Genomic DNA, 23,984 nt, shown 5'->3' on the forward strand with positions numbered 1-23,984 from the left:
GGCCTAGCGGCCGGCCTTCGGGGCGAAGATGCGGGCCACCAGGCGGGCAGCCAGGTTGAGCAGCATCACGAGGATGATGAGGACCAGGGCCGCGCCCCAGGCGCGCTGGTCGGAGGGACCCGGGTTGGACGGCGAGGTCGGGTTGAGGATCTGCGTGTAGATGAAGGTGGGCAGCGAGGCCATCCAGCCGCCGAACACGTTGTTGTTGATGGAGGTGGCGAAGCCGGCGGTGACCAGGATCGGGGCGGTCTCGCCGATCACGCGGGCAATCGCGAGGGTGACGCCGGAGGCGATGCCGGAAATCGCCGTCGGGATGACCACCTTGAGGATGGTCCGCCACTTGCGCACGCCGAGGGCGTACGCGGCTTCGCGGAGTTCGTTCGGGACGATCTTGAGCATTTCCTCGCTGGAGCGGACCACCACCGGGATCATCAGCACCGAGAGCGCGACGGCGGCAACCGCGCCGGTCTTGGTGCCGGGGCCGACGACGGCGAAGAAGAACGCCGCGGCGAACAGGCCGGCCACGATCGAGGGGATGCCGGTCATCACGTCGACGAAAAACGTGATGGCACGGGCCAGCGCACGGTCCTCGCCGTACTCGACCAGGTAGATGGCGGTGAGCAGGCCCACCGGGACGGAGATGACGGTGGCGAGCAGGGTGATCTGCACGGTGCCCAGCAGCGCATGGTAGATGCCGCCCATCACGGGCGCGCCTTCATCGACGCTCTTGTTGTCGAACGACCCGGTGACGCCGTTCATCGAAGTGCCCAGGAAGCCGGGGTCCAGCAGGCCCGGGAGGCCCTTGACGAGCACCGTCCAGATCACCGAGATCAGCGGCAGCAGGGCAATCAGGAAGGCGCCCACCACGAGGCAGGTGGCCATCCTGTCCTTGGCCTTGCGGGAGCCTTCCACGACGGCGCTCCAGCCGACCAGGCCGACGGCAAAGAGCAGGGCAGAAACGATGCCCCAGCCGAAGGCGTTGAAGCCGACCAGGGCCAGGATGGCCGCGCCGAGGACGAGCGCGAGGCCCAGGACGATGTACGGCGCCGCCTTGGGTAGCTGGCCTTTGGTCAGGGCCGAGCGTTTGCGGACCGGGGTCATGGTGGAGGTCATTTAGTTGGCTCCCGAGAATTCTTTGTGCCGGGTGATGATCCACCGGGCGATCATGTTCACGCCGAGGGTGATGACGAACAACACCAGGCCGGCGGCGATCAGCGTGCTGACCTTGAGACCTCCGGCTTCGGGGAAGTTCAGCGCGATTTCGGCGGCGATGGTCTGGTTGCCGGACTGGATCAGGCTTGCCGTGAGGGCGCCGGAGGACAGTACCAGCGCGACGGCCATGGTTTCGCCGAGGGCGCGGCCCAGGCCCAGCATCACGGCGCTGACGATTCCCGGCCGGCCGAACGGCAGCACGGCCATCCGAATCATCTCCCAGCGGGTGGCGCCGAGGGCAAGCGCGGCCTCCTCGTGCAGCTTGGGGGTCTGCAGGAAGATTTCGCGCGAGAGCGAGGTGATGATCGGCAGGACCATGACCGCCAGCACAATGCCCGCGGTGAGGATGGTCTTGCCGGTGGCCGAGGCAGGCCCCTGGAAGATGGGCAGCCAGCCCATGTTGGCGGCCAGCCAGTTGTACGCCGGTGAGATTTCCCTGGCCAGGAACGCCGCGCCCCAGGCGCCGTAGACCACGGACGGGATGGCGGCCAGCAGGTCGATCACGTAGCCAAGGCCGGACGCCAGCCGGCGGGGGGCGAAGTGGGAGATGAAGAGTGCGACGCCGATCGCGACCGGGGTCGCGATCACGAGGGCAATCACCGCGGCGATCAAGGTGCCTACGACGATCGGCCAGATGTAGGCGAAGAAGCCTGCGCCGCCCTGGATCTTGTCGGGGGAGGCCACGAGGGCGGGGATTGCCTGGATGACGAGGAAGAGTGCCACGCCGAAGAGGACGGCAAGGATCAGGCACCCTGCGGCCAAGGTGGCTGCGGAAAAGACTTTGTCTCCGGCGCGGCCTGCGCCCCGGGACGTGGTCAGGGAGGTGGTGGTCACTTCACGATCCTTCAGCTTCGATCTGCACCGGCGGCTGCACGGATCGCTCCGGGCCGACGGCGGTGAATCTTTGGGTACTTCGGACAAACGCCTAGGTTCCCTGCCCCGGGCGGACGGTCAGTGACCGTCGTTTCGGAACAGGGAACCTGGGTCAGGCTGGTGTTTCCACTATGCCTTGCGGCGCAAGAGAACCCTAGGACTTGGCCTTGATGGATTCGATGGACTTGAGCGCCTTGTCCTGCAGGGTCTTGGACAGCGGCGCGGACTTGGCGGCGTCGGCGGCAGCCTTCTGGCCGGCGTCGGAGACTACGTAGCTTTCGAAGCCCTTGACCAGGTCTGCGGTTGCCTTGGTGTCGTAGGTGGCGCACACGACGTGGAAGGAGACCAGCACGATCGGGTAGGCACCTTCGATCGTGGTCTTGCGGTCCAGCTTGATGGAGAGGTCGTTGGCGTTGCGGCCCTCGACCGGCTTGCCGGCGTCGACGGCCTTGGCAGCGGCGTCGGCGGAGATCTTGGTGAACGAACCGCCGACCTTGATCTGGGCGATGCCCAGCTTGCCACTGACAGCGGAGTCATCGGCGTAGGTGACGGCGCCGGGGGTGTCGGTGACCGTCTTGACGACGCCGGAGGTGCCCTTGGCGTTCTCGCCCTTCAGGGACGCGGGCCAGATGCCGGAGGACTTGTCGGTCCAGACGTCGGACGCGGCAGCGGCCAGGTAGTCCGTGAAGTTCTGCGTGGTGCCGGAGTCATCCGAACGGTTCACCGGGGTGACCTTGAGGTCCGGCAGCTTGGCGTCGGGGTTGAGCGCGGCGATGGCCGGGTCGTTCCACTTGGCGATTCCGCCGCGGAAGATCTTGGCGACGGTGGGAGCGTCAAGCTTGAGCTCCTTGAGGTCGGGCAGGTTGAAGGCCACTGCGATCGGGGAGATGTAGACCGGGATGTTCAGCGCGCCGTCGGGGCCGCACTTGGCCTGCGCGGCGGTCATCTCCTCGTCCTTCAGGTAGGCGTCGGAGCCGGCGAACTGGGCCGAGCCGTCGATGATGGCCTTGCGGCCGGCGCCGGAGCCGTCCGGGGAGTACTGCACGTTGGCACCCTGGTTGGCGGAGGCGAAGTTGGTCTTCCACACGTCCATGGCCGCACCCTGGGCGGACGAACCGATGCCGGTCAGCGTGCCGGTGACCTTGACGGCCGCGGCGGACGGCGTGGCCGACTGAGCGGTGTTGGTGGCGTTGTCGGAGCCGCAAGCGGTGAGCGCGAGAGCGCCGGCTGCGATGACAGCGATGGCCGAGTTGCGGCCGAAGCGTGATGCCTTCACTAGATGTACCCCTTCCAGGGTTATTCAGATGCGTGCCGGACCGGAGACGTCCGAACAAAAAGACGGTGGATACGGTTTGTACCTTTACCGAAGCTAAGTGCCCTAAGTGACGAGAATTGCGGTCCAAAGTGAACGGCAGGTTAACGGATCCCGGCTATTCGCTGACATCTGACGGGTTGAGGTTGCGTCGCGTGCGTCACAGTCGTAGGGGCCGCAGCCTGCGTCCCGGGCACCGCAGACGGCAAATAGACTGGTAGGCATGGCCCCCGCTACCGGACTCACTGCAAGCGCACGATTCCTGCGCGGGCGGGTCCGCACCGGATTTGTCCGGAGCCGCAAATCGCTCCTGCCGGCCATCCAGATGACGGCCTGCGCGGTGGGGGCCTATGCCTTCGCCGAGTACGTCCTGGGCCACACCGGGCCGCTGTTCGCCGCCACCTCCTCCCTGATCGCCCTGGGCTTCTCCCGAGATCCCCGGCTGCGAAGGGTCGTGGAGGTGGGCCTGGGCTGCACCATCGGCATCGTAGTGGGCGACCTGCTGTTGCACTGGCTGGGCGCGGGGATCTGGCAGGCCGCCGTCGTGCTCCTTTTTTCGATTCTATTGGCCCGCTTCCTGGACAGCGGAACTATTTTCACCACACAACTGGGCCTGCAGTCCCTGCTGGTGGTGCTGCTGCCGGCCCCCGCGGGAGGTCCGTTCACCCGGAGCATCGACGCGGTGGTCGGGGGCGTGTTCGCGCTGCTGGTGACCTTCCTGATTCCCAAGGATCCGCGCCGGGAACCCCGCAACGACGTCAAGAAACTGCTGCACGAACTGGCCGAGGTGCTGCGCGAATGCGCCTCGGCCCTGACCCACAGCGACTCCACCCAGGCCTGGCATGCGCTGATCCGCGGCCGCAACTGCCAGCCCCTGGTCGACGCGATGCGCCAGACGCTCCGCGCCTCCGGCGAGGTCGCCACCCTCGCCCCCGCCTACCGGCGGCACCGGGAGGAGCTGGACCGGCTGGCACAGTCGGTGGACTTCATCGACCTCGCACTGCGCAACAGCCGAGTCTTCGCGCGCCGGCTGACCAGCGCCATCAACCACGCCGCCCTCTCGGACGAGGCGACCGAGAACATCGCCGAGGTCCTGCAGGAGACCGCTGCCGCGATCGACGAACTGGGGCTGGGCCTGGCGGAGGTGCAGGACGGCGCCCGGCGCGCCCATCTGCGCACCGCCCGGGTGGAACTGAGCGAGACGGCCGGCCGGCTGCACCCGCGCCTGCTCGATGTGCAGCGGCTTGAAGGCGAAACCGTGGTGATGCTTTTCCGCCCGCTGATGGTGGACCTGCTCGAGGCCGCGGGCATGGATCCGGACGAGGCAAGGGACGTCCTGCCCGCCCTCTAGGACCGGGCCACCGGGCCGGCTTCCGGACGCGCGGGCGCGGGCACGGCTGAGCTACCCGGCCGCGCTAAATGCAGGAGTGGTCGTAGTCGAACCCGCCGGAAACATATTGGGTGAGCGTGACCTTTCCGCCGCCGGTAAGGGCGGCGTCCGCGCAGTTGCGCTTGGCGCCGGCGAGGGACCGGGCGCCGGCGAGCCAGCTCGGCAGTGTGTAGAGGTTGCTGGCGGACGGCACCGCACCGACGATTTGGTCCCACTGGCTGCGGGTCGAGTAGAGGCCCGCGCGGGCGCCGATGCTGGCGAAGTAGGCTGCCATGCCCTCGAGGTCCGCACGGTTCGCCAGGGTCTCGCTTGACCAGCTGTTGCCGGTCTCCACATCGAGCCACCAGAGGTACGACGCCGGGTTGCTCACACCGCGGATGGTGGCGTCGTCGTTGGCCTTCGCGTAACCGTACATATAGGAGCAGGCAGCTCCGTAGGAGCCCGCGGTGCATTCCCCGTAAGGATTCGCCACGGTGGTCCCGCCGTAGGTGTTGCTGGCAGGCCACCACGACCCGGACGCCCCGGGATTCGCGGTGTTGACGTACAGCGCGACCAACGGCTGGCCGGTTCCTCCCTTCGCGGTGCCGGCCCAGGTCAGCTGTGTGCCGAGGCAGGGGTTTGTGGTGTTGGCCAGGCCATTGTTGACGCCGACGATGCCGAAGGTCTGGCCTTTTGGCAGGGCTTTGCCGCACTGCGGCCATGACACGTCGTTGCCGGGTCCGGGTGCCGTGGCTGCCTGGGCGGGAACGGCGACAACGGTCAGCAGGGCGACGGCGGCCGCGGCCAGGGCCACCCGGAAGCGCCTTGGGAAAACAGCTGGGGTACGAGCAGACATCGTCGGCCTTCCGCTTTGGGCCTTACAGGGGCAGGACCCCAGCATGGGCGGACGAGGCGTGCGCGGTCAAGGCTCTCCCGCGGCCGAGGCCGCCCACGCTGTAGCCGGCCTCCGGCAGGATTGTCAGCGCCCCCGGTTAGGGTTGAGCAATGGCAACGAAGACAACCCGCGCCGCCAAGGCGCCGGGCTATAAGTGCGCGGAATGCGGCTGGACCACGGCCAAGTGGGTGGGCCGGTGCGGCGAATGCCAGGCATGGGGAACAGTCGAGGAAACCGGCGCCGCTGTGGCGCGGACGACGGCGGCGGCCACCGTCCTGGAGCCCGCTCGCCGGATCGCCGAGGTCGACGCCACAACGGCAGCGTTCCTCCCCACCGGGGTGGACGAGCTGGACCGGGTACTCGGCGGCGGGCTGGTGCCCGGCGCGGTGATCCTGCTGGCCGGCGAGCCCGGCGTGGGCAAGTCCACGCTGCTGCTGGACGTCGCCGCCAAGTTCGCCCGCACCGCCCAGGACGTCCTCTATGTCACCGGTGAGGAGTCCGCTGCCCAGGTGAAGCTGCGCGCGGACCGGATCGACGCCGTCGCCGAATCGCTGTACCTGTCCGCCGAAACGGACCTCGGCCAGGCACTGGGCCAGGTGGAAAAGCTCGAACCCAGGCTGCTGGTGGTGGACTCGGTCCAGACCCTGAGCAGCGCCGACGTCGAGGGCAGCGCCGGCGGGGTCTCCCAGGTCCGCGAAGTTGCAGCCTCCCTGATTGCCGCGGCCAAGCGCCGCAACATGACCACCCTGCTGGTGGGGCACGTGACCAAGGACGGCTCCATCGCCGGCCCCCGGCTGCTCGAGCACCTGGTGGACGTGGTCTGCCAGTTCGAAGGCGAGCGGCACTCCCGGCTGCGGCTGCTGCGGGCTGTTAAGAACCGCTACGGGCCCACCGACGACGTCGGTTGCTTCGACCTGAACGAGGACGGCATTGTGGGCCTGGCCGACCCCAGCGGCCTGTTTGTGTCCCGCACCAAGGACCCGGTCTCCGGCACCTGCATCACCGTGACACTGGAGGGCCGCCGGCCGCTGCTCGCCGAGGTCCAGTCGCTGCTGGCCGAGAGCGCCAACGCGCAGCCGCGCCGGGCCACCAGCGGCCTGGACAGCTCCCGGGTGGCGATGCTGCTGGCCGTGTTGCAGCAGCGGGCCGGCTGCCTGCTGAACAAGGACGATTCCTACGTGGCGACCGTCGGCGGGGTGAAGCTCAGCGAGCCTGCCACCGACCTCGCCGTGGCCCTGGCCGTCGCCTCGGCCAAAGCCAAAAAACCGCTCCCCCAGCGGCTCATCGCTTTCGGCGAAGTGGGCCTGGCCGGCGAGGTCCGCCCGGTGCCCGGGATCAACCAGCGCATCCAGGAGGCTCACCGGCTGGGGTTCACCCATGCCGTGGTCCCGGCGAGCCCCAACGGCCCCGGCCCGGTCCCGGCGGGCTTCTCGGTCCGGGAGGTGGGCCATCTGGCCGAAGCCCTGGGCCTGCTGATCAGCTGACGGCCGGTTCCGGCGCCCCGGGCGCGACTTAGGACCCTAGCGTTCCGCTTCCTGCAGGCGCACGATTGGGCCGGAAGCTACCAGCGGCGAAGGGACCGGTCATGATGTGGGGGTACGGGCAGAACCTGTGGTGGATGTGGCTCTGGGGCATGCTGCTCCTGGTCGGAATCGCAGTCCTCGTGCTGCTCGCGATCCGGGTCTTCGGCGGACCCGGCCGCGGAGCCCTGCCCGGGCAGGGGCACCCCGGGGCCTACGGCCCGCCGCAAGGTCCCGGACGGGGTCCCGGAACTCCCGGCGGCCGGAGTGCGGCCCGGCTGATCCTCGATGAGCGCTTCGCGAGGGGCGAGCTGACGGCGGAGCAGTACCGCGAGCAGGTAAAGGAACTCGGCGAGGGCCCGTAGTGCCGCCGATCAGCCGCCGGAAGGCCCTGCTGCTGGGCGGGCTCGGAGCCTCCGCGACCATTGCCGGCGGGGCGGGACTGTGGTCTTCGCTCAACTCCCGGCCGTCGCCGGTCACCGGGCTGGACCTAAGCCAGCCGGCGGCGCTCCGCAGCTCGGGCGGTATCCTCGCCGCCACCCTTGAGGCAGCCCCGGGGCGCTTGCTACTTGCTGGTCGGCAGGCCGGGGCCCTGGGCTACAACGGGGGCATCCCTGGCCCCACCCTGCGGCTCCGGGCCGGCGAGGTGCTCCGGCTCCAGCTGGTGAACAGGCTCGCCGAACCGACCAACCTGCACCTGCACGGGCTGCACGTCTCACCGCAGGGCAACAGCGACAACGTGTTCGTGACCGTGGAGCCGGGCAGCAGTTTCGACTACGAGTACCAGCTCCCGGCCGCGCACCCGCCGGGCCTGTACTGGTATCACCCGCACCACCACGGCAAGGTCGCGGCCCAGATCTTCGCCGGACTCTTCGGGGCCATCATTGTCGAGGACGCCGAGCCGGTCCCGGCGAGCGCCGAACGCATCCTGCTGGTCTCCGACACCAGCCTGGACGGCGCCGGGGACGTGGCCGAGCCCGCGGAGCCGGAGCGGATGGCCGGGCGTGAGGGCGCGTTGCTCCTGGTCAACGGGCAGGCCAATCCCCGTTTCACGGCGCGCCCCGGGGACCGGGAGCACTGGCGGATCGTCAACTGCTGCGTGGCCCGCTACCTGCGGCTGCGGCTGGACGGGCAGAAGTTGCAGCTGCTGGGGATGGACTCCGGGCGGTTCCCGGCGCCGTCGGACGTGCGGGAGGTGCTGCTGGCGCCGGGGAACCGGGCGGAGCTGCTCGTCACGGCCGCCGCCGGGGAATCGGTGCTGCGGGCGCTGCCCTATAACCGGGGAAGCCTTGCCGGGATGGCCGGACGCGGCATGGGCCCGGCCCGGCCGGAGGGCGGGGAGGGCGCGGCGGACCCGGCCGGCAGCGCCCTGGCCACGCTGCTGGTCGCCGGGGACCCCGCCGCAGCCTCAGCCGCCGCCCTCCCCGCCGGGCCCGCACCGCCGGAGCTGGGCTCCGCCGTCGTCGCCGCCCGCCGGCAACTGGTCCTTGGCACCGGCATGGGGATGGGTGCGGGCATGGGCATGATGGGCTTCACCATCAACGGCCGGGTCTTCGATGAGTCCAGGACGGACACCACCGCGGCCGCCGGCACGGTCGAGGAGTGGACGCTCGTCAACCGCAGCCCGATGGACCACCCGTTCCACCTGCATGTGTGGCCGATGCAGCTCATCGCAATAAACGGCCGGCCCGTGGAACCCGGGCTGCGGGATGTGGTCAATGTGCCGGCCAACGGACGGGTCACCGTGCGGATCGCGTTCCTGGATTTCACCGGCCGCTCCGTCTATCACTGCCACATCCTGGACCATGAGGACCTCGGCATGATGGGCGTGATCGAGGTGCGCTGACGCCGCGCAGACCAACAGCCGACAGAGGCTCACCGGCCGTGCGCCAACTCTTGCCAAGCATACCCCCCGGGGGTATGTTGGGAGGGAAGCCGGACGCAAGAAACCTCCCGGGAGGCAGGACCCATGGAACACCAGCACAGCGGACGAACAAGCCAACTGCAGCCCGGAGGCAGCGCCGGACACACCCACCACGGCCCGCCGTCCGTCCCGGACGATGAGCATGTGGTGCACAGCCACGGCCAGCATGCCGGGCACAGCGTCGCGATGTTCAAGAACCGGTTCTGGCTGACGCTCGCGCTGGCGGTTCCGGTGGTGCTGTTCAGCCCCATGTTCGGGAACCTGCTCGGCTACCAGCCTCCCGAGTTTCCCGGTTCCGCATGGATCCCGCCGGTCCTGGGCACGGTGGTGTTCCTCTACGGCGGCCAGCCCTTCCTGAAGGGCGGCCTCGCCGAGCTGAAGTCGCGCCGGCCGGGAATGATGCTCCTGATCGCCATGGCCATCACGGTCGCTTTCCTCGCATCCTGGGCAACCAGCCTGGGCATCGGCGGATTCGACCTCGATTTCTGGTGGGAACTGGCCCTCCTGGTGGCGATCATGCTGCTGGGGCACTGGATCGAGATGCGGGCCCTCGGCTCGGCCCAGGGGGCACTGGACGCGCTGGCGGCACTGCTGCCCGACGAAGCGGAGCGCCTGACCGACGGCGGCACGGAGACCGTGAGCGTCGCCGATCTCCTGCCAGGAGATGCGATCCTGGTCCGCCCGGGCGGCCGGATGCCGGCGGACGGCACCATCACGGAGGGCCAGGCGGAGTTCGACGAATCGATGATCACCGGCGAATCCAAAACCGTCCTCCGCTCCCCCGGCGATCCCGTGGTCGCCGGGACCATCGCGACGGACAACAGCGTCCGCGTGCGGGTCTCGGCGATCGGGGAGGACACCGCCCTGGCCGGGATCCAGCGCCTCGTCGCCGAGGCCCAGGCGTCCTCCTCGCGCGCCCAGGCCCTGGCGGACCGGGCTGCGGCCTTCCTGTTCTACTTCGCCGCCGGGGCCGGTGTCCTGACCTTCATCGTGTGGACCCTGCTGGGCAGCGTGGCCGACGCCGTTGAGCGCACCGTCACGGTGCTCGTCATCGCCTGCCCGCACGCCCTGGGCCTTGCCATCCCGCTGGTGATTGCCATTTCCACCGAGCGGGCTGCCCGGGCCGGTGTGCTGATCAAGAACCGGATGGCACTGGAACGGATGCGCACCGTCGACGTCGTGCTCTTCGACAAAACCGGAACCCTCACCAAAGGCGCCCCGGCGGTCCGCGCCGTGGCCGCCGCGGAGGGCACCGGCCAGGATGATGTCCTGGCCCTGGCCGCCGCGGTGGAGTCGGACAGCGAGCACCCCGTGGCCCGCGCGATTGTCAGCGCCGCCCGCGAGAGCGGACTGGACGTTCCGACAGCCACCGATTTCACCGCCCTGACCGGCCGCGGCGTCCGCGCCGGCATCGGAAGCAGGCAGCTCCACGTGGGCGGGCCGGCCCTGCTGCGGGAACTGGGGGCCGCGGAACCCCCGGAGCTCGCCGCCGTCACCGCCGCCTGGATCGAGCGCGGCGCCGCGGTGCTGCACCTGATCGAGGGCGGACGGGTGCTGGGCGCGGTCAGCCTGGAGGACGCCGTGCGCCCGGAATCCCGGCAGGCCGTCGCGGCCCTGCAGCACCGCGGCATCAAGGTCGCCATGATCACCGGCGACGCCGCGCAGGTGGCCCGCGCCGTCGCCGCGGAGCTGAACATCGACGAGGTCTTCGCCGAGGTGCTGCCGGCGGACAAGGACAAGAAGGTCGCCGAACTGCAAGGCCGCGGACTGAAGGTAGCCATGGTGGGCGACGGCGTGAACGACTCCCCCGCGCTGGCCCGGGCCGAGGTGGGGATCGCGATCGGCGGCGGGACGGACGTGGCGGTCGAGTCTGCCGGGGTGGTCCTGGCAGGCAACGATCCCCGGGCGGTGCTGTCCATGGTGGACCTTTCCCGGGCCAGCTACCGGAAGATGTGGCAGAACCTGGTCTGGGCCACCGGCTACAACGTCATCGCCGTTCCGCTGGCCGCCGGCGCCCTGGCCTTCGCCGGGATCGTCCTGTCCCCCGCGGCCGGCGCCGTGCTGATGTCCGCCTCGACGATCGTGGTGGCGCTGAACGCCCAGCTGCTGCGGCGCCTGAAGCTCAACCCGGCCCAGGTCCGCTGAGCCGAACGCCCATGGACGCCGGTGCCGGTCACGGTGCTCATCGGGGTTGCGGAGTCGCTGCCGGCGGCGGACGCCTCGGTCGACGTCGACCTCTCCAGCATGGGCCGACGTTCCCGCCCGGTTACCTCGGCACCCAGGCCTCCCGGGGCGGGGATTGCCGGGGTTTGCTGGAGCGGGGGCGCCCCCGCCGGCCCGGTAACCGGGCCGGAGCGCCGGCGACTGGACGCACGAAGGGCGCATGCCGCAGTGGCAGGCGCCCTTCGTGCACCCTCGCTTAAGCCTTTTTGGGCGGCAGCGCGAGCTTGAAGATCTTGGCCCAGGTGGAGCCGACCTGCTTCAGCAGCGGACCGGTGGTGTACGGCAGGCCGTAGCGCTTGCAGATCTCCTGCACCTTGGGCGCCACCTCGGCGTAGCGGTTGGAGGGCAGATCCGGGAAGAGGTGGTGCTCGATCTGGTGCGAGAGGTTGCCGGTCATCAGGTGCATGAACTTGGAACCGGAGATGTTGGCCGAGCCGATCATCTGGCGCACGTACCAGTCGCCGCGGGTCTCGCCGTCGACCATGTCCTCGGTGAAGGTGTCCGTGCCGTCCGGGAAGTGGCCGCAGAAGATGACCGCGTGGGCCCAGACGTTGCGGACCGCGTTCGCGGTGAGCGTGCCGTAGAGGGCCTGCTTGCCGGAGCCGGTGAGCATGGCCACGGCGGGCGTGGCGGCGTAGTCCTTGGTGAACTGCTTGAGGGCCTTGCGGCCAAGCGCCTTGAGGTCCTTGGTCAGGGCCTCCTTGGACTTGTTGCCCTCCTTGTAGTCCACGAGCTCGAGGTCGTAGATCGCGATGCCCCACTCGAAGACGGGGGCGAGCAGCGCGTTGTACAGCGGGTTGCCCAGGTTGAAGGGCTTCCATTCCTGCTGCGGGTCCATCCGCAGCAGGTTGTACCCGATGTCGTTGTCTTTGCCGACGACGTTCGTCCAGCGGTGGTGCAGGTCGTTGTGGGTGTGCTGCCAGGAGCGCGCCGGGGTGACGAAGTCCCACTCCCAGGTGGTGGAGTGGATGTCCGGGTCCCGCATCCAGTCCCACTGGCCGTGCAGGATGTTGTGCCCCAGTTCCATGTTTTCCAGGATCTTGGCGAAGCTGAGCAGCGTGGTGCCGGCGGCCCAGGCGGCCTTGTTCTTGCTGACCAGCAGCGCCGCGCGGCCGGAGATCTCCAGGCCGCGCTGGATCTTGATCATCCGGCGGATGTAGGCGGCGTCCGAGGAACCGCGCTTGGCGAGGATGTCGTCCTTGATGGCGTCAAGTTCACGGCCGAGCTCGGCGACCTGCTCGTCGGAGAGGTGTGCGGCCGCGGGCGGGCGCAGCAGCGGGCTGCCCGTCTCGGCGAGTGCCCCGGGCCGCTTCTTTACGGCGGCGGGTGCCTTGGCGGCGGCGGCAGAGGCGCCCTGGGGAGCGTCCTCGGATACGTCGGGCTTGTCGGAAACAATCGTCATGCGGTGGTTCTCCTCAGAGGTCGAGGTTAACGGGTCCGGCGGCTGCCGAAACACACGTCTGGATTAGTTGGCCGGGCTCGCCGTGGACTTCGTCCGTGCGCAGGTCACGGACCTGGCCTGCCCGGAGGGGGATGAGGCAGCTGTGGCAGATGCCCATCCGGCAGCCGCTGGGCATCAGGACGCCGGCGTCCTCGCCGACGTCGAGCAGGGGCGTGTCGCCGTCGGCCTCGACTTCGCGGTCGGAGGCCTCGAACGTGACCAGGCCGCCGTCGTGGCCTCCGCCGCCGGCGAGTTTGGTGCTGAAGCGCTCGATGGTGAGGCTGGCCTCCGAGGGTTCGGTACTTGCCGTTTCCGCCTCCCAGAGCGCCTCGGTGTCGTCGAGGAAACCTTCCGGGCCGCAGGCGTAGGCGGCGCGTCCGCGCCAGTCCGGGCACAGCGCGTCCAGCGCCTCGGTGGTGCCAAAGTCCAACCGCCCGCGTTCGCCGCTGAACCAGTGGATGACCTTGAAATTGGGGAATTGGTCGGCCAGTTCGGCCAGTTCCTCACGGAAGATGGCATCCTCCGCGGTCCGGGCGGTGTGGACCAGGACGACGTCGGCGTCGGGGCGGTGCGGGACCAGGGTCCGGATCATCGACATCACCGGGGTGATGCCGCTGCCGGCGGTCAGCATCAGCAGCGGACGCGGGTGCTCCGGCAGGACGAAGTCGCCCTGCGGCGGGGCCAGGAAGAGGACATCGCCCGGCTTGGTAGTGCGGACGAGTGTGCCGGAGACGGCCCCCATGTCCGTCACGGTGATGGCCGGGTCCTCGCCGGCGGGTGCACTGAGCGAGTAGGAGCGCCAGTGGCGCACGCCGTTGAGTTCGACGCCGATGCGGGCCCACTGGCCTGCCCGGTGTGCTTGCCAGCCTCGGCCGGGACGGAAGAAAATGGTGGCGGAATCGGCCGTTTCTGGAACCACCCGGGTGACCACGCCGCGCAACTGGCGGGCGGAAAACACGGGGTTGAACAGCGACAGAATGTCTTCTGGAGCTAGGGGGGTGGTCAGTAGAGATGCGGCGCGCGCCAGCTTACGGAGCCGGATCATCTACCAATCCTATGTCGGCATGCGTCATAATTCTTCACCCAAGGCATACGATCTACCTTAATAAACTATCCCCGCACAACAACTTTTTGGAATCCTGTGATGGACGCTTCCCCCGTCGGCCACCCCGGCTATCCCGCATATGACCCGCCCTGGCTGGCACTGCCGAAGGAGGTCTCCGACATGCTCCGGCCCAGGATGCCCGGCATTGTGGAGGCCATCATCGAGGCCGTGCCGCAATTGGTTCCCGCCTATGCCCGGCCGATCGAGGGCCGGTTCGGGCGCGGGCTGCGGCGCGGCGTTGCGACGGCGCTGGACCGCTTCCTGCAGCTTCCCGGCACCACGCTCCCGGCGCTCTCCGAGGAGAGCCGGCAGCTGGTGGCGGGGCTGGGCAGCGGGGAGTTCCGGCAGGGCAGGAGCATGGATGCGCTGCTGAGCGCCTACCGGATGGGTGCCCGCGTGACGTTCCGCGAGATGTCGAAGGTCTCGGTGGAGCACCATCTGGGCCAGAATGTGGTGGTGGACCTTGGCGAGTCGATCCTGGCCTACATCGACGAGCTCTCCGCGGTCAGCGCGGAGGCGTACGCCTTTGAGCAGTCCGAGCGCGCCGGCGCAGTGGACCGCCGCCGCACCGAACTGCTGGACCTGCTGCTGCTGGGGCAGGCGGACGAGGCGGCGCTGCGCCAGACCGCGGCCATGGCGGACTGGTCGCTGCCCCAGCGCATGGTGGTGGTGACGCTGCCGGTGGACCGGGCCGCCGGACTGCGGCTGCGGCTGGGTCCGGGAACGCTAGTGATTGAACGCGAGACCGACGCGGTGGCGCTGGTCCCGGCACGCAAGTCCAAGTCCGCGCGGAAGGACCTGGAGAAGGCACTGCGGGGCCGCGGCGCCTCCGTGGGCCCGGCCGGCGGCTGGGAAAAGGTGCCCGATTCCCTGCGGCTGGCGGTGCTGGCGGCGTCGGTCCTGCCGCACCGGGACGGCCCCGAGGACCCGCCGATCTGGGCCGACGAACACCTCTCGGCGGTGATCCTGGGCGCCGAGCCCTCCGCCATCGCCGAACTTGCGAACCGCCGGCTCGCTCCGCTGGAGGGGCTCCGCCCGGCGCAGCGCGAGCGCCTGGCCGAAACGCTGCTCTCCTGGCTGCGCCACTGGGGCCAGCGCGCGCCGGTGGCAGCGGAGCTTGGCATCCACCCGCAGACCGTGGGCTACCGGGCGGCCCAGCTTCGGGAGCTCTTCGGCGATGCGCTGGAGGACCCGACGGCGCGGTTTGAGCTGGAGCTCGCGCTCCACGCCGGTAAGCGTTAGACAGCGACGCCGCTAGCTGGCGATCGCCTCCCGGCCCTGAAGCCGCATCTCAAGATCGTTCATCACAATCGCGGCGAGGTCTTCCAGCGATTTAGTGTCCTCGGCGCTGAACTCCCGCGGCTCCCGGTCCAGGATGCAGAATGTGCCGAGGTTGTGGCCGTCCGGGGTGCGCAGCGGGACTCCGGCGTAGAACTGCAGTCCGAACTCGCCCGCCACCAGCGGGTTGGTCAGGGTCCTGGGGTCCGTCGAGGCGTCCTCGATGATCCAGGGCCCGTCCTGCAGGATCGCCGAGGCGCACAGCCCGGGGTCGCGGCCGATCTCGGTGACATCCGTGCCGTGGTGGGCCTTGAACCAGATCCGGTCGTGGTCCACAATGCTGACGATCGCGACCGGTACCGAAAACAGCCGGGCGGCGAGCGACACGATCCGGTCGAAGGTGCCGTCGCCGGGGGTGTCGAGGATGCGGTAGCGCTCGACGGCGCGCATCCGGCCCTCCTCGTCGTTTGGCCCCGCCGTGCGGTCCAGCCGGTGCCGGGCCGCGCTGTTGATGACTTCCTGGCGCAGCGCCAGTGAGACTTCCCGGGCGTGCGGCCTCGCGGCCGGGTCGCGGGACAGCATCGAGGACAGCAGCGCCACCCACATGGGGGCGAGTTCTTCCGGAATCTGCGGGTCCTGCAGCAGTCTGGCGACGGCGGACTGGATCGGCGCGCCGGGGTAGGCCATCTTTCCGGTCAGCCCTTCGAGCAGCACGAGCCCAAGGGAGTAGATGTCGCTCGCCGGGCCGGCGGGTTCGCCGGCGGCCTGCTCGGGGCTGAGGTAGGCCGGCGTCCCGGAGGTGCCGCCGTCGTCGTCGGCGCGGTCATGGCCGAGGATTGCCGCGACGCCGAAGTCGGTCAGCTTGGCGCGGGGGCGGCGGTCGTCGCTGCTGTAGTCCACCAGCAGGATGTTGGCGGGCTTGATGTCCCGGTGCACGATCCCGTGGTGGTGGATGTAGGACAGTCCGTCCGCCAGGTCGTAACCGATGTGGGCCATGTGCGCGGCGGACAGCGGGCCCAGCAGGGACCGGCGGCGCAGGTCCTGTCCGGGGACAAGTTCCATCACCAGGTAGGTCAGCCGGGAGCCCGGATGGCTCAGGTCGGCGCCGGCGTCGTACAGCGTGACCAGGGCATGGTGGCTCATCCCGGCGAGGATCCGCACTTCCTGCCCCTGCCGGCGGGTACGCTCAAAATCGTCCGCATCGTTGCGGAAGAGCTTGACCGCCACTTCGCGCCGGAGCAGCTCATCGTGCGCACGGTAGACGGTAGATTGGCTTCCCCTGCCAATGAGGGCTTCAATCCGGTACCGCCCGCTCAGCAGAAAGCCGGATTCCAGAGTTATTGTCAACGAGTTTGCTGTTCCCTCGATACGGGTCCGCACGGGGAATCGGGCGGATCAGTCCTAAGCCAGCCAGTCGGCCAGCGCCCGCGCAATTAGCAAGGTTACTTATGATACCGCGGAAAGCGGATTCAGGAAGACCCTGCGGCGGGTTATTCCGGGCACCCCGGCGGGGCCCCGGCTGGAAGTCCGGACGGCTGTCCGGCGGCTACTCCGGACGGCTGTCCGGCGGCTACTTTGCGGGGTTGTGGGTGCCGATCGGCACAAGCGTGAGGTCCGGGTGGTTCTTCTCGATCCGGCGCAGCGCCCAGATGTCGTTGAACAGTGCCAGGTACTCCCCGTCGGAGCGCAGCAGCACCTCTGCGCCCGGCACATTCGCCAGGGCCGGCATGGCGTCCGCCGTCGTGATCCGGGCCAGTGAGTACGGAAGCCGCTCGAGCCGCATCGGGGCGCTGAAGTCGTGCGCCATCCGGTCCTCGACCACCTCGAACTGCATCGGGCCGACGGCGGCCAGCACGGGTGCCTGGTCGCCGCGGATGTCGGAGCGGAGCACCTGGATGACGCCCTCGTGTTCGAGCTGTTCGATGCCGCGGCGGAACTGCTTGAAGCGGCTGGGGTCCTTGGAGCGTGCCACCTGGAAATGCTCGGGGGCGAACAGCGGGATGGCGGGGAACTCCACCGGCTTCTCCAGGAACAGGCTGTCCCCGACACGCAGCGAGGAGGCGTTCACCAGGCCAACAACGTCGCCGGGGAAGGCCTCGTCGATCACCTCGCGTTCGCGGCCGAAGACCTGCTGGGCGTACTTCGTGGCGAAGGACTTCCCGGTCCGGCCCTGGGTGACCACCATGCCGCGTTCGAAGACGCCGGAGCAGACCCGGATGAACGCGACGTGGTCGCGGTGGGCCTTGTTCATGCCGGCCTGGACCTTGAAGACGAACCCGGCGAACGGGGCGTCAACGGGCCGCGGGTCGCCCTCGACGTCGGGCCGGGGGGCGGCGGGCGGCGCGAAGTCCACCAGGGCGTCGAGGATTTCCTTCACGCCAAAGTTCAGCGCGGCAGAGCTGAACAGGATCGGCGTCGCCTTGCCGGCGTGGAAGGCGTCGACGTCGAACGCGAGGTTGGATTCGATCACGAGACCGGCCTCGTCAACGGCATTGGACCAGTCCCCGCCCTGGCTGGCGGCGGCCTGCTCCGGGGTGAAGTACTCGGTGAGGGCGATGTTGGCGCCGGCGTTGTTGCGCTGGAACCGGGCGAAGCGGTCGTTGCGCAGGTCCCAGACGCCGCGGAAGTCGCCGGAGATGCCCACCGCCCAGGTCAGCGGCATGGGCTGCAGGCCGGTGCGTTCGGTGATCTCATCCATGAGCGCGAGGGCATCCAGGCCCGGCCGGTCCCACTTGTTGATCACGGTGATGATGGGCAGGTTGCGCTGCTTGCAGACCTCGAAAAGCTTCATGGTCTGGGTTTCCAGGCCCTTGGCGGCGTCCACGAGCATCACGGCGCAGTCGACGGCGGCGAGCACCCGGTAGGTGTCCTCGGAGAAGTCCGCGTGGCCCGGGGTATCCAGCAGGTTGATGACGGTGTCGCGGTAGGCGAACTGCAGGGCCGCGGAGCTGATGGAGATGCCGCGGTCCTTTTCCATCTGCATCCAGTCGGAGACGGTTTCCTTGCGGTTGGCCTTGCCGCTGGAGGCACCGGCGGTGCCGATCACCTTCGCATGCAGGGCGAGCGCCTCGGTCAGCGTGGACTTGCCGGCGTCGGGGTGGGAAATGACTGCGAAGGTCCGGCGCCGGGCTGCCTGCTTGTGAATCTCCTGGACTCGGGCGGGGCTGTGGACTTCTTGAGACACGGTGCTACTTTCGCTGCGGCTGTGGACGGGTCACGGCGCGGAGAGCCCGCGGTACACCCAAGGCTTCAAGTTTATCGCAGGCGGGGGCGCGCCCGGGCGGCGGCCCAAAAATGCGCTTTACCGCAAAGACAGCTTTGGCCATCCTTGGGGGCCTCAGGTGCGGGCCGGAATGGGCCACTTTGAGGCTTGTTCGTGCGGAAACAGCCCTCCGGTACCCCTATGATGGTGCTTACGGGAAACCGGGCACTTTGTTCTTGCCGGAAAACGTTGGAAAACCGACGAAAACCGGCGCACTTGCGGGCAGCGGACCGCACCTTTGAAGGGAAAACCTATGGCTCGGAGCCCCGAAGATGCACTCAAGGCGACTCTGGCCAGGGTGGCACCGGGGACGGCCCTGCGGGACGGGCTCGAACGCATCCTGCGCGGACGGACCGGCGCCCTGATTGTGCTGGGCATCGACCGGACCATCGAATCCATCTGTTCCGGCGGCTTCGAAATCGGGATCGACTTCTCCCCCACCCGGCTGCGCGAACTGGCCAAAATGGACGGCGCCATTGTCTGCGACAAGGACGCGAGCAACATCCTGCGCGCGGCGGTCCAGCTGGTGCCGGACTCCAGCATCGAGACCCAGGAATCGGGCACCCGGCACCGGACCGCCGAACGGGTTGCCATCCAGACCGGCGTTCCGGTTATCTCGGTGAGCCAGTCAATGCAGATCATCGCGCTGTACGTCAACGGCCTGCGCCACGTCCTGGAAGGCTCCGAGAAGGTCCTGGCACGCGCCAACCAGGCCCTGGCAACCCTGGAGCGCTACCGTTCGCGCCTGGACCAGGTGACCAGCTCGCTGTCCGCCCTGGAAATCGAGGCCATGGTGACGGTGCGCGACGTCGCCGTGACCCTGCAGCGCCAGGAGATGGTGCGGCGCATCTCCGAGGAGATCTCCCAATACGTGCTGGAACTCGGCGAGGACGGCCGGCTGCTCTCGCTCCAGCTGGACGAGCTGACGGTGGGCCGCGGGCCCGGCAGCGACGTGATCATCCGGGACTATTCCGGCCCGCACGCCTCGGCGGAGGACATCGAGAAGGCCGTCAAGGCCCTCGTGAACCTGGGCCCCACCGAGCTGATCGACCTCGGCAAAATCGCCGGGATCGTCGGCTTCGCCGGCGGGGAGGCGAACCTCGACGCCGTCGTGCAGCCGCGCGGCTACCGCCTGCTGTCCGGGCTGAAGGCGGTGCCCAAGGCCGTCGCCGACCGCCTGGTGGACCACTTTGGCGGGCTGCAGTTCCTGATGGCCGCCACAATCGATGACCTGATGACCGTGGACGGCATCGGCGACCAGCGTGCCCGGACCGTCCGCGAGGGCCTGAGCCGGATGGCCGAGGCGAGCCTGCTGGACCGGTTCCTCTAGGCCCCTGAGTCCCGTCGATTGCTCCGTAACGGCCCTTTTGGGCCCGGAAAAGGGCCGTTGCGGGGCAATCGATGAGGTTCAGCCGAGCTGGAAGACGGCCTTCGGGCTGGTCTTGTTGCCCAGCCGGGCAGTGAACACGTAGGTGCCCGCCGCGGGCTGGGCCGCCACCGCGGTGCAGCCCTCCACCGAGCGGTTGCGGGCCCACGGGAAGTTCGCCGTCTCGCTCTGGCCGGGGGCGATCGTCTTGACCACGTCGCTGCTCTCGATCTGGCAGTCCTTGGAGGAGAAGATCCGGTCCGAACCGCTGGTGACCACGTATTCCATCTGCGACGTCCCGATGTTAACCTCGCACGGGACCCGGTTCCCGTTGCTGACCTTCAGGGTCAGCAGCGGCTTCTCGCCGGGCGCGTAGGCGGCCTTGTCGGTGGCCGCGGCGACGGTGAGCAGCTTCTCGTCGCAGCCCGTGCTCGGGCTAGGTGTGGCCGCTGCGGTCTGCTGCGGGCTGGGCGGCGGGGTGCTGCCCGGCTGTTCCTGCTGCGGGGTTCCGCTGGCCGTAGCCGCCGGCGCGGCATCGTTGAGGGCGTTGGAGATGGCCACAAAACCGCCCACGGCGAGGGCGAGCACCAGCAGCAGGATGGCCCCGACGAACAGCCGGCGGCGGCGGTAGACGGGGCTGACCGGCTTCCGTGCAGGGTTTCCGCTGGTCTGTGCCCTGGCAGACGCCTTCGGTCCCGAACCGTGCGTGCCTGAGTTGCCTTGCCTGACCATTCTTCTAGGCTAGAGAACGCGGCGGGTTCTGCCTGCCAACCACGCCGCTGGCGGCACTATGGCCCGCATCTCTATTAAGCTGGACCGATCAAAGCCTTAGCCGATTCCCCCGCCCTGCGGGCCGCCCCGGCCGTTCCAGCCGTTGCCCTTGCCCGCCTGCACGCCGCCGTCGCGGACTGGTTCGAGGACACCGCCCGCGACCTTCCATGGCGGGCGCCGGACTGCTCCGCCTGGGGTGTGCTGGTCAGCGAGATCATGCTTCAGCAGACGCCCGTGGTCCGGGTCCTGCCGGTCTGGACGGAATGGCTCAAGCGCTGGCCGGCTCCGGCCGACCTGGCCCGGGAGGCCGCCGGCGAGGCGGTCCGGTCCTGGGGCCGGCTGGGATATCCGCGCCGGGCGTTGCGGCTGCACGCGGCCGCCGTCGCGATCGTGGACAACCATGGAGGCCAGGTCCCCGGCCGCTACCCGGACCTGCTGGAGCTCCCCGGCGTCGGGGCCTACACGGCGGCCGCCGTCGCCGCGTTTGCGTTCGGCCGCCGGGAGACGGTGGTGGACACGAACATCCGCCGGGTCCATGCCCGTCTCGTCACCGGAGCCGCGTTGCCGGCGCCCGCCCTGACGGCCGCCGAGATGAAGCTGGCAGCACAACTGCTGCCCGACGACGACGGCGCATCGGTGCGGTGGAACGCCGCCGTGATGGAACTAGGGGCGCTGGTGTGCACCGCCCGGGCGCCGAAATGCGGTGAATGCCCGGTCCGTGACGCCTGCGCGTGGCTCGCCGCCGGCGAACCGCCGCCCAGCTACACGCCCAGGGGGCAGGCCTGGCACGGGACGGACCGGCAGGTGCGCGGAGCCGTGCTCGCCGTCCTGCGTGTGGCCGTATTTCCGGTGGCCCGCGATCTGCTGGAACGCGCCCCGGTGGATCTGGGCTTCGAAGCGGACGGGATCGGTGTTCCGCTCGCGGCGCTGCACCGGCTCAACTCGGCGCCGGAGCAGCTGGAACGCGCGGTGACCGGGCTGCTCAGCGATGGCCTGGCCGAGCTTCACGACGGCGGCCTGCGGCTTCCCGGCTGAGCCTTCCGGGTTGCGACTTCCGCGCCGGGTCAGGGTTCCCCGAAGCCGGCCTGGATCAGGGATCCCAGATAGTCCACGGCCCTGCCCGCGTCCGGGCCGCTGGCCTCGACGTGCAGCACGGTCCCCTTGACGGCACCGAGCATCATGAGCTCGGTCATGGACGCGCCGTCCACGCCGTTGACGGTGACATCGGCGTCCATTCCGGCCAGGCCGCCGGCAATTTTCGCCGCCGGCCGGGCGTGCATCCCGGCCTGGTTGACGAGTTCGAAGTCGCCCTGGGCGTCCGGCGGCTGCTGGTGTTCGTGCTCGGGCCCGTGCGGGTGGGCCGGCGGCCGGTAAACGGCTTCGGCCGCCTCCTTCACGGTCTCGGCGTCCGCCCCGGCCTGGGCCGAGACCGCGGCGGCGACCAGGCCTTCGATCAGCGGGGCGTCGGCGAGGTGGATGGACTCCGGTTCCGCGGCGAACTCCACCGCAGACTCGGCCGTCATAACGGCGGACCCAAGGTCGGTCAGCACCACAACGCCGCCCCCGCCGGCGGCCCGTTCCAGCGCGGCCATGACCTTCTCCAGGCTGGTTCCGATCCGGCCGTCGTCGGTGCCGCCCGCGGCGATGATCAGGACGTCCGGCGCCATTTGAGCGGCGAGTTCGACGGCGCCGTCGGCAATCTTTTCGCTGTGCGAGACGACGACGAGCCGGACGGTCATCCGGCGGCCCCCGACGCGGCGCGCAGGATCAGGGCGCTGGAGACCGCTCCCGGGTCCCGGTGGCCGATGCTGCGCTCCCCCAAATAGCTGGCGCGTCCCTTACGGGCCAGCATCGGATCGGTGGACACGGCCCCTGCCTCGGCCGCCTCGGCCGCGGCGGCCAGGACCTTGTGCACGTCGCCGTCGCCGGCTGCGGCGGCTGATGCGTCGACGGCGGGGGTCCAGGCATCCACCATCGTTTTGTCCCCCGACTCGGCCTTGCCGCGGGCCACGATGCCGTCGCGGGCCGCCTGCAGGGCCGCGGCCAGCATGCCGGCGTCGATGTCTTCGGCGTCCCCGAGGGCGGTGGCGGCGCGCAGGAAGGCCGTTCCGTACAGCGGGCCGGCCGCCCCGCCCACCTTCGACATCAGGGTCATGGCGGTCAGTTTCAGCGCCGCCCCGGCCGTTTCGGGCGGGGTTTCGGCGAGCTTATCCATCACGGCCCTGAAGCCGCGGTCCATGTTTTCGCCGTGGTCGGAGTCCCCGATGGGGCGGTCCAGTTCGATGAGTTCAACCCGGTGCTCGGCCATGGCCTCCGCGGCCAGCGTCAGCCACCGCACGGCCCAGTTGACGTCCAGCCCCACGTTCAGACGCCCCAGCGAAGGGCGGGCGTGTGGACGGGCGCGTCCCAGAGCCCGGTCATCTCATCGTCGAGGCGCAGGACGGTGATTGAGCAGCCCTGCATCTCCAGCGACGTGATGTAGTTGCCCACCAGCGAGCGCGCCACGGTGACGCCTTGGTCCGCGAGTCGCTGCGCGGCCCGGCGGTAGACGATGTACAGCTCGCTCGCCGGCGTGCCGCCCATGCCGTTGACGAACAGCAGCACCTTGTCGCCGGAGTTGAGGCCGAGGTCGCTGACCACCGGGTCCAGCAGGCGGTCGGTGATGCCGTCCGCGGCCTCCATGGGAATTTTGTGCCGGCCGGGCTCGCCGTGGATGCCGATGCCGATCTCGATTTCGTTTTCCTCGAGCTCGAAGCTGGGCACTCCGGCGTGCGGGACGGTGCAGGCGCTCAGGGCGACGCCCATGCTGCGCACGTTCTGGTTGACTCGGTCGCCGATGGCGGCCACCGCGTCGAGGCTGTCGCCGCGTTCGGCCGCCGCGCCGGCGATTTTCTCGACGAGGACGGTGCCGCCCACACCGCGGCGCCCAGCCGTGTAGAGCGAGTCCTGCACGGCGACGTCGTCGTTGACCAGCACCGTGCGCACCTCCACCCCTTCGGCCTGCGCCAGCTCCGCGGCGGTCTCGAAGTTCAGTACGTCGCCGGTGTAATTCTTCACGATGTGCACGACGCCGGCGCCGGAGTTCACCGCGAGGGTGGCCGGCAGGATCTGGTCCGGGGTGGGCGAGGTGAAGACCGCGCCGGGCACCGCGGCATCGAGCATGCCCATTCCGACGTAGCCGCCGTGCAGGGGCTCGTGGCCGCTGCCGCCGCCGGAGACGAGGCCGACCTTGCCCGCCACCGGAGCGTCCTTGCGGACAATGAATTTCGGATCCGGGTGGACGGTCACGAGGTCGGCATGGGCCAGCCCGAACCCTTCCACTGACTCGTCGACCACGGCTTTGGGATCATTGATGAGTTTCTTCATGGCTGTGCTCCCTGGATGGTGTCCTGGCTGCTTGATTAGACCCTACTACCGGGGCCCGGCCAGCGGT

At 69.4% G+C, this 23,984-nt stretch carries 20 protein-coding genes; 8 read left to right on the top strand and 12 right to left on the bottom strand.

The window, feature by feature from the left end:
• Window positions 1-3: 3 nt before the first annotated feature.
• The 3 genes from pstA to pstS form a co-directional block, all read right to left on the bottom strand.
• Complete coding sequence (gene pstA, locus AC6I9V_RS07615) at window positions 4-1,113, bottom strand: phosphate ABC transporter permease PstA (RefSeq protein ID WP_349413474.1); 1,110 nt, start codon at window positions 1,111-1,113, stop codon at window positions 4-6.
• Complete coding sequence (gene pstC, locus AC6I9V_RS07620; RefSeq protein WP_497898943.1) at window positions 1,114-2,046, bottom strand: phosphate ABC transporter permease subunit PstC; 933 nt, start codon at window positions 2,044-2,046, stop codon at window positions 1,114-1,116.
• Window positions 2,047-2,239: 193 nt separating this feature from the next.
• Window positions 2,240-3,361, bottom strand: a complete 1,122-nt coding sequence (gene pstS / locus AC6I9V_RS07625) for a phosphate ABC transporter substrate-binding protein PstS (protein ID WP_349413476.1) — start codon at window positions 3,359-3,361, stop codon at window positions 2,240-2,242.
• A gap of 259 nt (window positions 3,362-3,620) precedes the next feature.
• Here pstS and AC6I9V_RS07630 point away from each other — a divergent pair, with 259 nt between their 5' ends.
• A complete protein-coding gene (locus AC6I9V_RS07630) occupies window positions 3,621-4,748 on the top strand; it encodes an FUSC family protein (protein WP_349413477.1) in 1,128 nt (375 codons plus the stop codon).
• Between the two features lie 64 nt (window positions 4,749-4,812).
• Here the strand turns inward: AC6I9V_RS07630 and AC6I9V_RS07635 are convergent, their stop codons facing one another.
• On the bottom strand, window positions 4,813-5,580 hold the full coding sequence (locus AC6I9V_RS07635; RefSeq protein ID WP_497898944.1) for a glycoside hydrolase family 25 domain-containing protein: 768 nt from the start codon (window positions 5,578-5,580) through the stop codon (window positions 4,813-4,815).
• Between the two features lie 191 nt (window positions 5,581-5,771).
• On the opposite strand from AC6I9V_RS07635, the gene radA reads away from it, so the two are divergent.
• From radA to AC6I9V_RS07655, 4 genes are all read left to right on the top strand, one after another.
• Window positions 5,772-7,145, top strand: coding sequence for a DNA repair protein RadA (gene radA, locus AC6I9V_RS07640; RefSeq protein WP_497898945.1), 1,374 nt, complete (start codon window positions 5,772-5,774; stop codon window positions 7,143-7,145).
• Between the two features lie 101 nt (window positions 7,146-7,246).
• Window positions 7,247-7,546, top strand: coding sequence for an SHOCT domain-containing protein (locus AC6I9V_RS07645; protein ID WP_349413480.1), 300 nt, complete (start codon window positions 7,247-7,249; stop codon window positions 7,544-7,546).
• Complete coding sequence (locus AC6I9V_RS07650) at window positions 7,546-9,027, top strand: multicopper oxidase family protein (RefSeq protein ID WP_497898946.1); 1,482 nt, start codon at window positions 7,546-7,548, stop codon at window positions 9,025-9,027. The genes AC6I9V_RS07645 and AC6I9V_RS07650 overlap by 1 nt, the downstream gene beginning before the upstream one ends.
• A 123-nt stretch (window positions 9,028-9,150) precedes the next feature.
• Window positions 9,151-11,250, top strand: a complete 2,100-nt coding sequence (locus tag AC6I9V_RS07655; protein WP_497898947.1) for a heavy metal translocating P-type ATPase — start codon at window positions 9,151-9,153, stop codon at window positions 11,248-11,250.
• Between the two features lie 274 nt (window positions 11,251-11,524).
• Here the strand turns inward: AC6I9V_RS07655 and AC6I9V_RS07660 are convergent, their stop codons facing one another.
• Together AC6I9V_RS07660 and AC6I9V_RS07665 are read right to left on the bottom strand one after the other, a co-directional pair.
• Complete coding sequence (locus tag AC6I9V_RS07660; RefSeq protein ID WP_497898948.1) at window positions 11,525-12,730, bottom strand: fatty acid desaturase family protein; 1,206 nt, start codon at window positions 12,728-12,730, stop codon at window positions 11,525-11,527.
• A gap of 13 nt (window positions 12,731-12,743) precedes the next feature.
• Complete coding sequence (locus AC6I9V_RS07665) at window positions 12,744-13,814, bottom strand: ferredoxin reductase (protein WP_497898949.1); 1,071 nt, start codon at window positions 13,812-13,814, stop codon at window positions 12,744-12,746.
• Window positions 13,815-13,913: 99 nt separating this feature from the next.
• On the opposite strand from AC6I9V_RS07665, the gene AC6I9V_RS07670 reads away from it, so the two are divergent.
• Window positions 13,914-15,116, top strand: a complete 1,203-nt coding sequence (locus AC6I9V_RS07670; protein WP_349413485.1) for a PucR family transcriptional regulator — start codon at window positions 13,914-13,916, stop codon at window positions 15,114-15,116.
• Window positions 15,117-15,128: 12 nt separating this feature from the next.
• On the opposite strand, the gene AC6I9V_RS07675 is transcribed toward AC6I9V_RS07670, so the two are convergent.
• Both AC6I9V_RS07675 and AC6I9V_RS07680 read right to left on the bottom strand, forming a co-directional pair.
• Window positions 15,129-16,499, bottom strand: coding sequence for a protein kinase domain-containing protein (locus tag AC6I9V_RS07675; RefSeq protein ID WP_497898950.1), 1,371 nt, complete (start codon window positions 16,497-16,499; stop codon window positions 15,129-15,131).
• 223 nt (window positions 16,500-16,722) lie between these two features.
• The gene (locus AC6I9V_RS07680) at window positions 16,723-18,336 is read right to left on the bottom strand and encodes a peptide chain release factor 3 (RefSeq protein ID WP_497898951.1); all 1,614 of its coding nucleotides are present in this window, start codon (window positions 18,334-18,336) and stop codon (window positions 16,723-16,725) included.
• Window positions 18,337-18,667: 331 nt separating this feature from the next.
• On the opposite strand from AC6I9V_RS07680, the gene disA reads away from it, so the two are divergent.
• Window positions 18,668-19,744: a DNA integrity scanning diadenylate cyclase DisA gene (gene disA / locus AC6I9V_RS07685; protein ID WP_138767775.1), complete on the top strand. Its 1,077-nt coding sequence runs from the start codon at window positions 18,668-18,670 to the stop codon at window positions 19,742-19,744.
• 78 nt (window positions 19,745-19,822) lie between these two features.
• Here the strand turns inward: disA and AC6I9V_RS07690 are convergent, their stop codons facing one another.
• Window positions 19,823-20,512: a hypothetical protein gene (locus AC6I9V_RS07690; protein ID WP_497898952.1), complete on the bottom strand. Its 690-nt coding sequence runs from the start codon at window positions 20,510-20,512 to the stop codon at window positions 19,823-19,825.
• A gap of 255 nt (window positions 20,513-20,767) precedes the next feature.
• Here AC6I9V_RS07690 and AC6I9V_RS07695 point away from each other — a divergent pair, with 255 nt between their 5' ends.
• A complete protein-coding gene (locus tag AC6I9V_RS07695; protein ID WP_497898953.1) occupies window positions 20,768-21,586 on the top strand; it encodes an iron-sulfur binding domain-containing protein in 819 nt (272 codons plus the stop codon).
• 29 nt (window positions 21,587-21,615) lie between these two features.
• Here the strand turns inward: AC6I9V_RS07695 and dhaM are convergent, their stop codons facing one another.
• From dhaM to dhaK, 3 genes are read right to left on the bottom strand one after another with little or no spacing between them, the layout of a single operon-like run.
• Window positions 21,616-22,290: a dihydroxyacetone kinase phosphoryl donor subunit DhaM gene (gene dhaM / locus AC6I9V_RS07700; RefSeq protein WP_497898954.1), complete on the bottom strand. Its 675-nt coding sequence runs from the start codon at window positions 22,288-22,290 to the stop codon at window positions 21,616-21,618.
• Window positions 22,287-22,913 (bottom strand): dihydroxyacetone kinase subunit DhaL, encoded by a 627-nt coding sequence (dhaL, locus tag AC6I9V_RS07705; protein ID WP_497898955.1) that lies wholly within the window; start codon window positions 22,911-22,913, stop codon window positions 22,287-22,289. Before dhaL ends, dhaM begins: the two co-directional genes overlap by 4 nt.
• Before the next feature lie 2 nt (window positions 22,914-22,915).
• The gene (dhaK, locus tag AC6I9V_RS07710) at window positions 22,916-23,917 is read right to left on the bottom strand and encodes a dihydroxyacetone kinase subunit DhaK (RefSeq protein WP_349413492.1); all 1,002 of its coding nucleotides are present in this window, start codon (window positions 23,915-23,917) and stop codon (window positions 22,916-22,918) included.
• Window positions 23,918-23,984: the final 67 nt, after the last annotated feature.

The organism is Arthrobacter sp. SlRoot2-15, assembly GCF_059739345.1.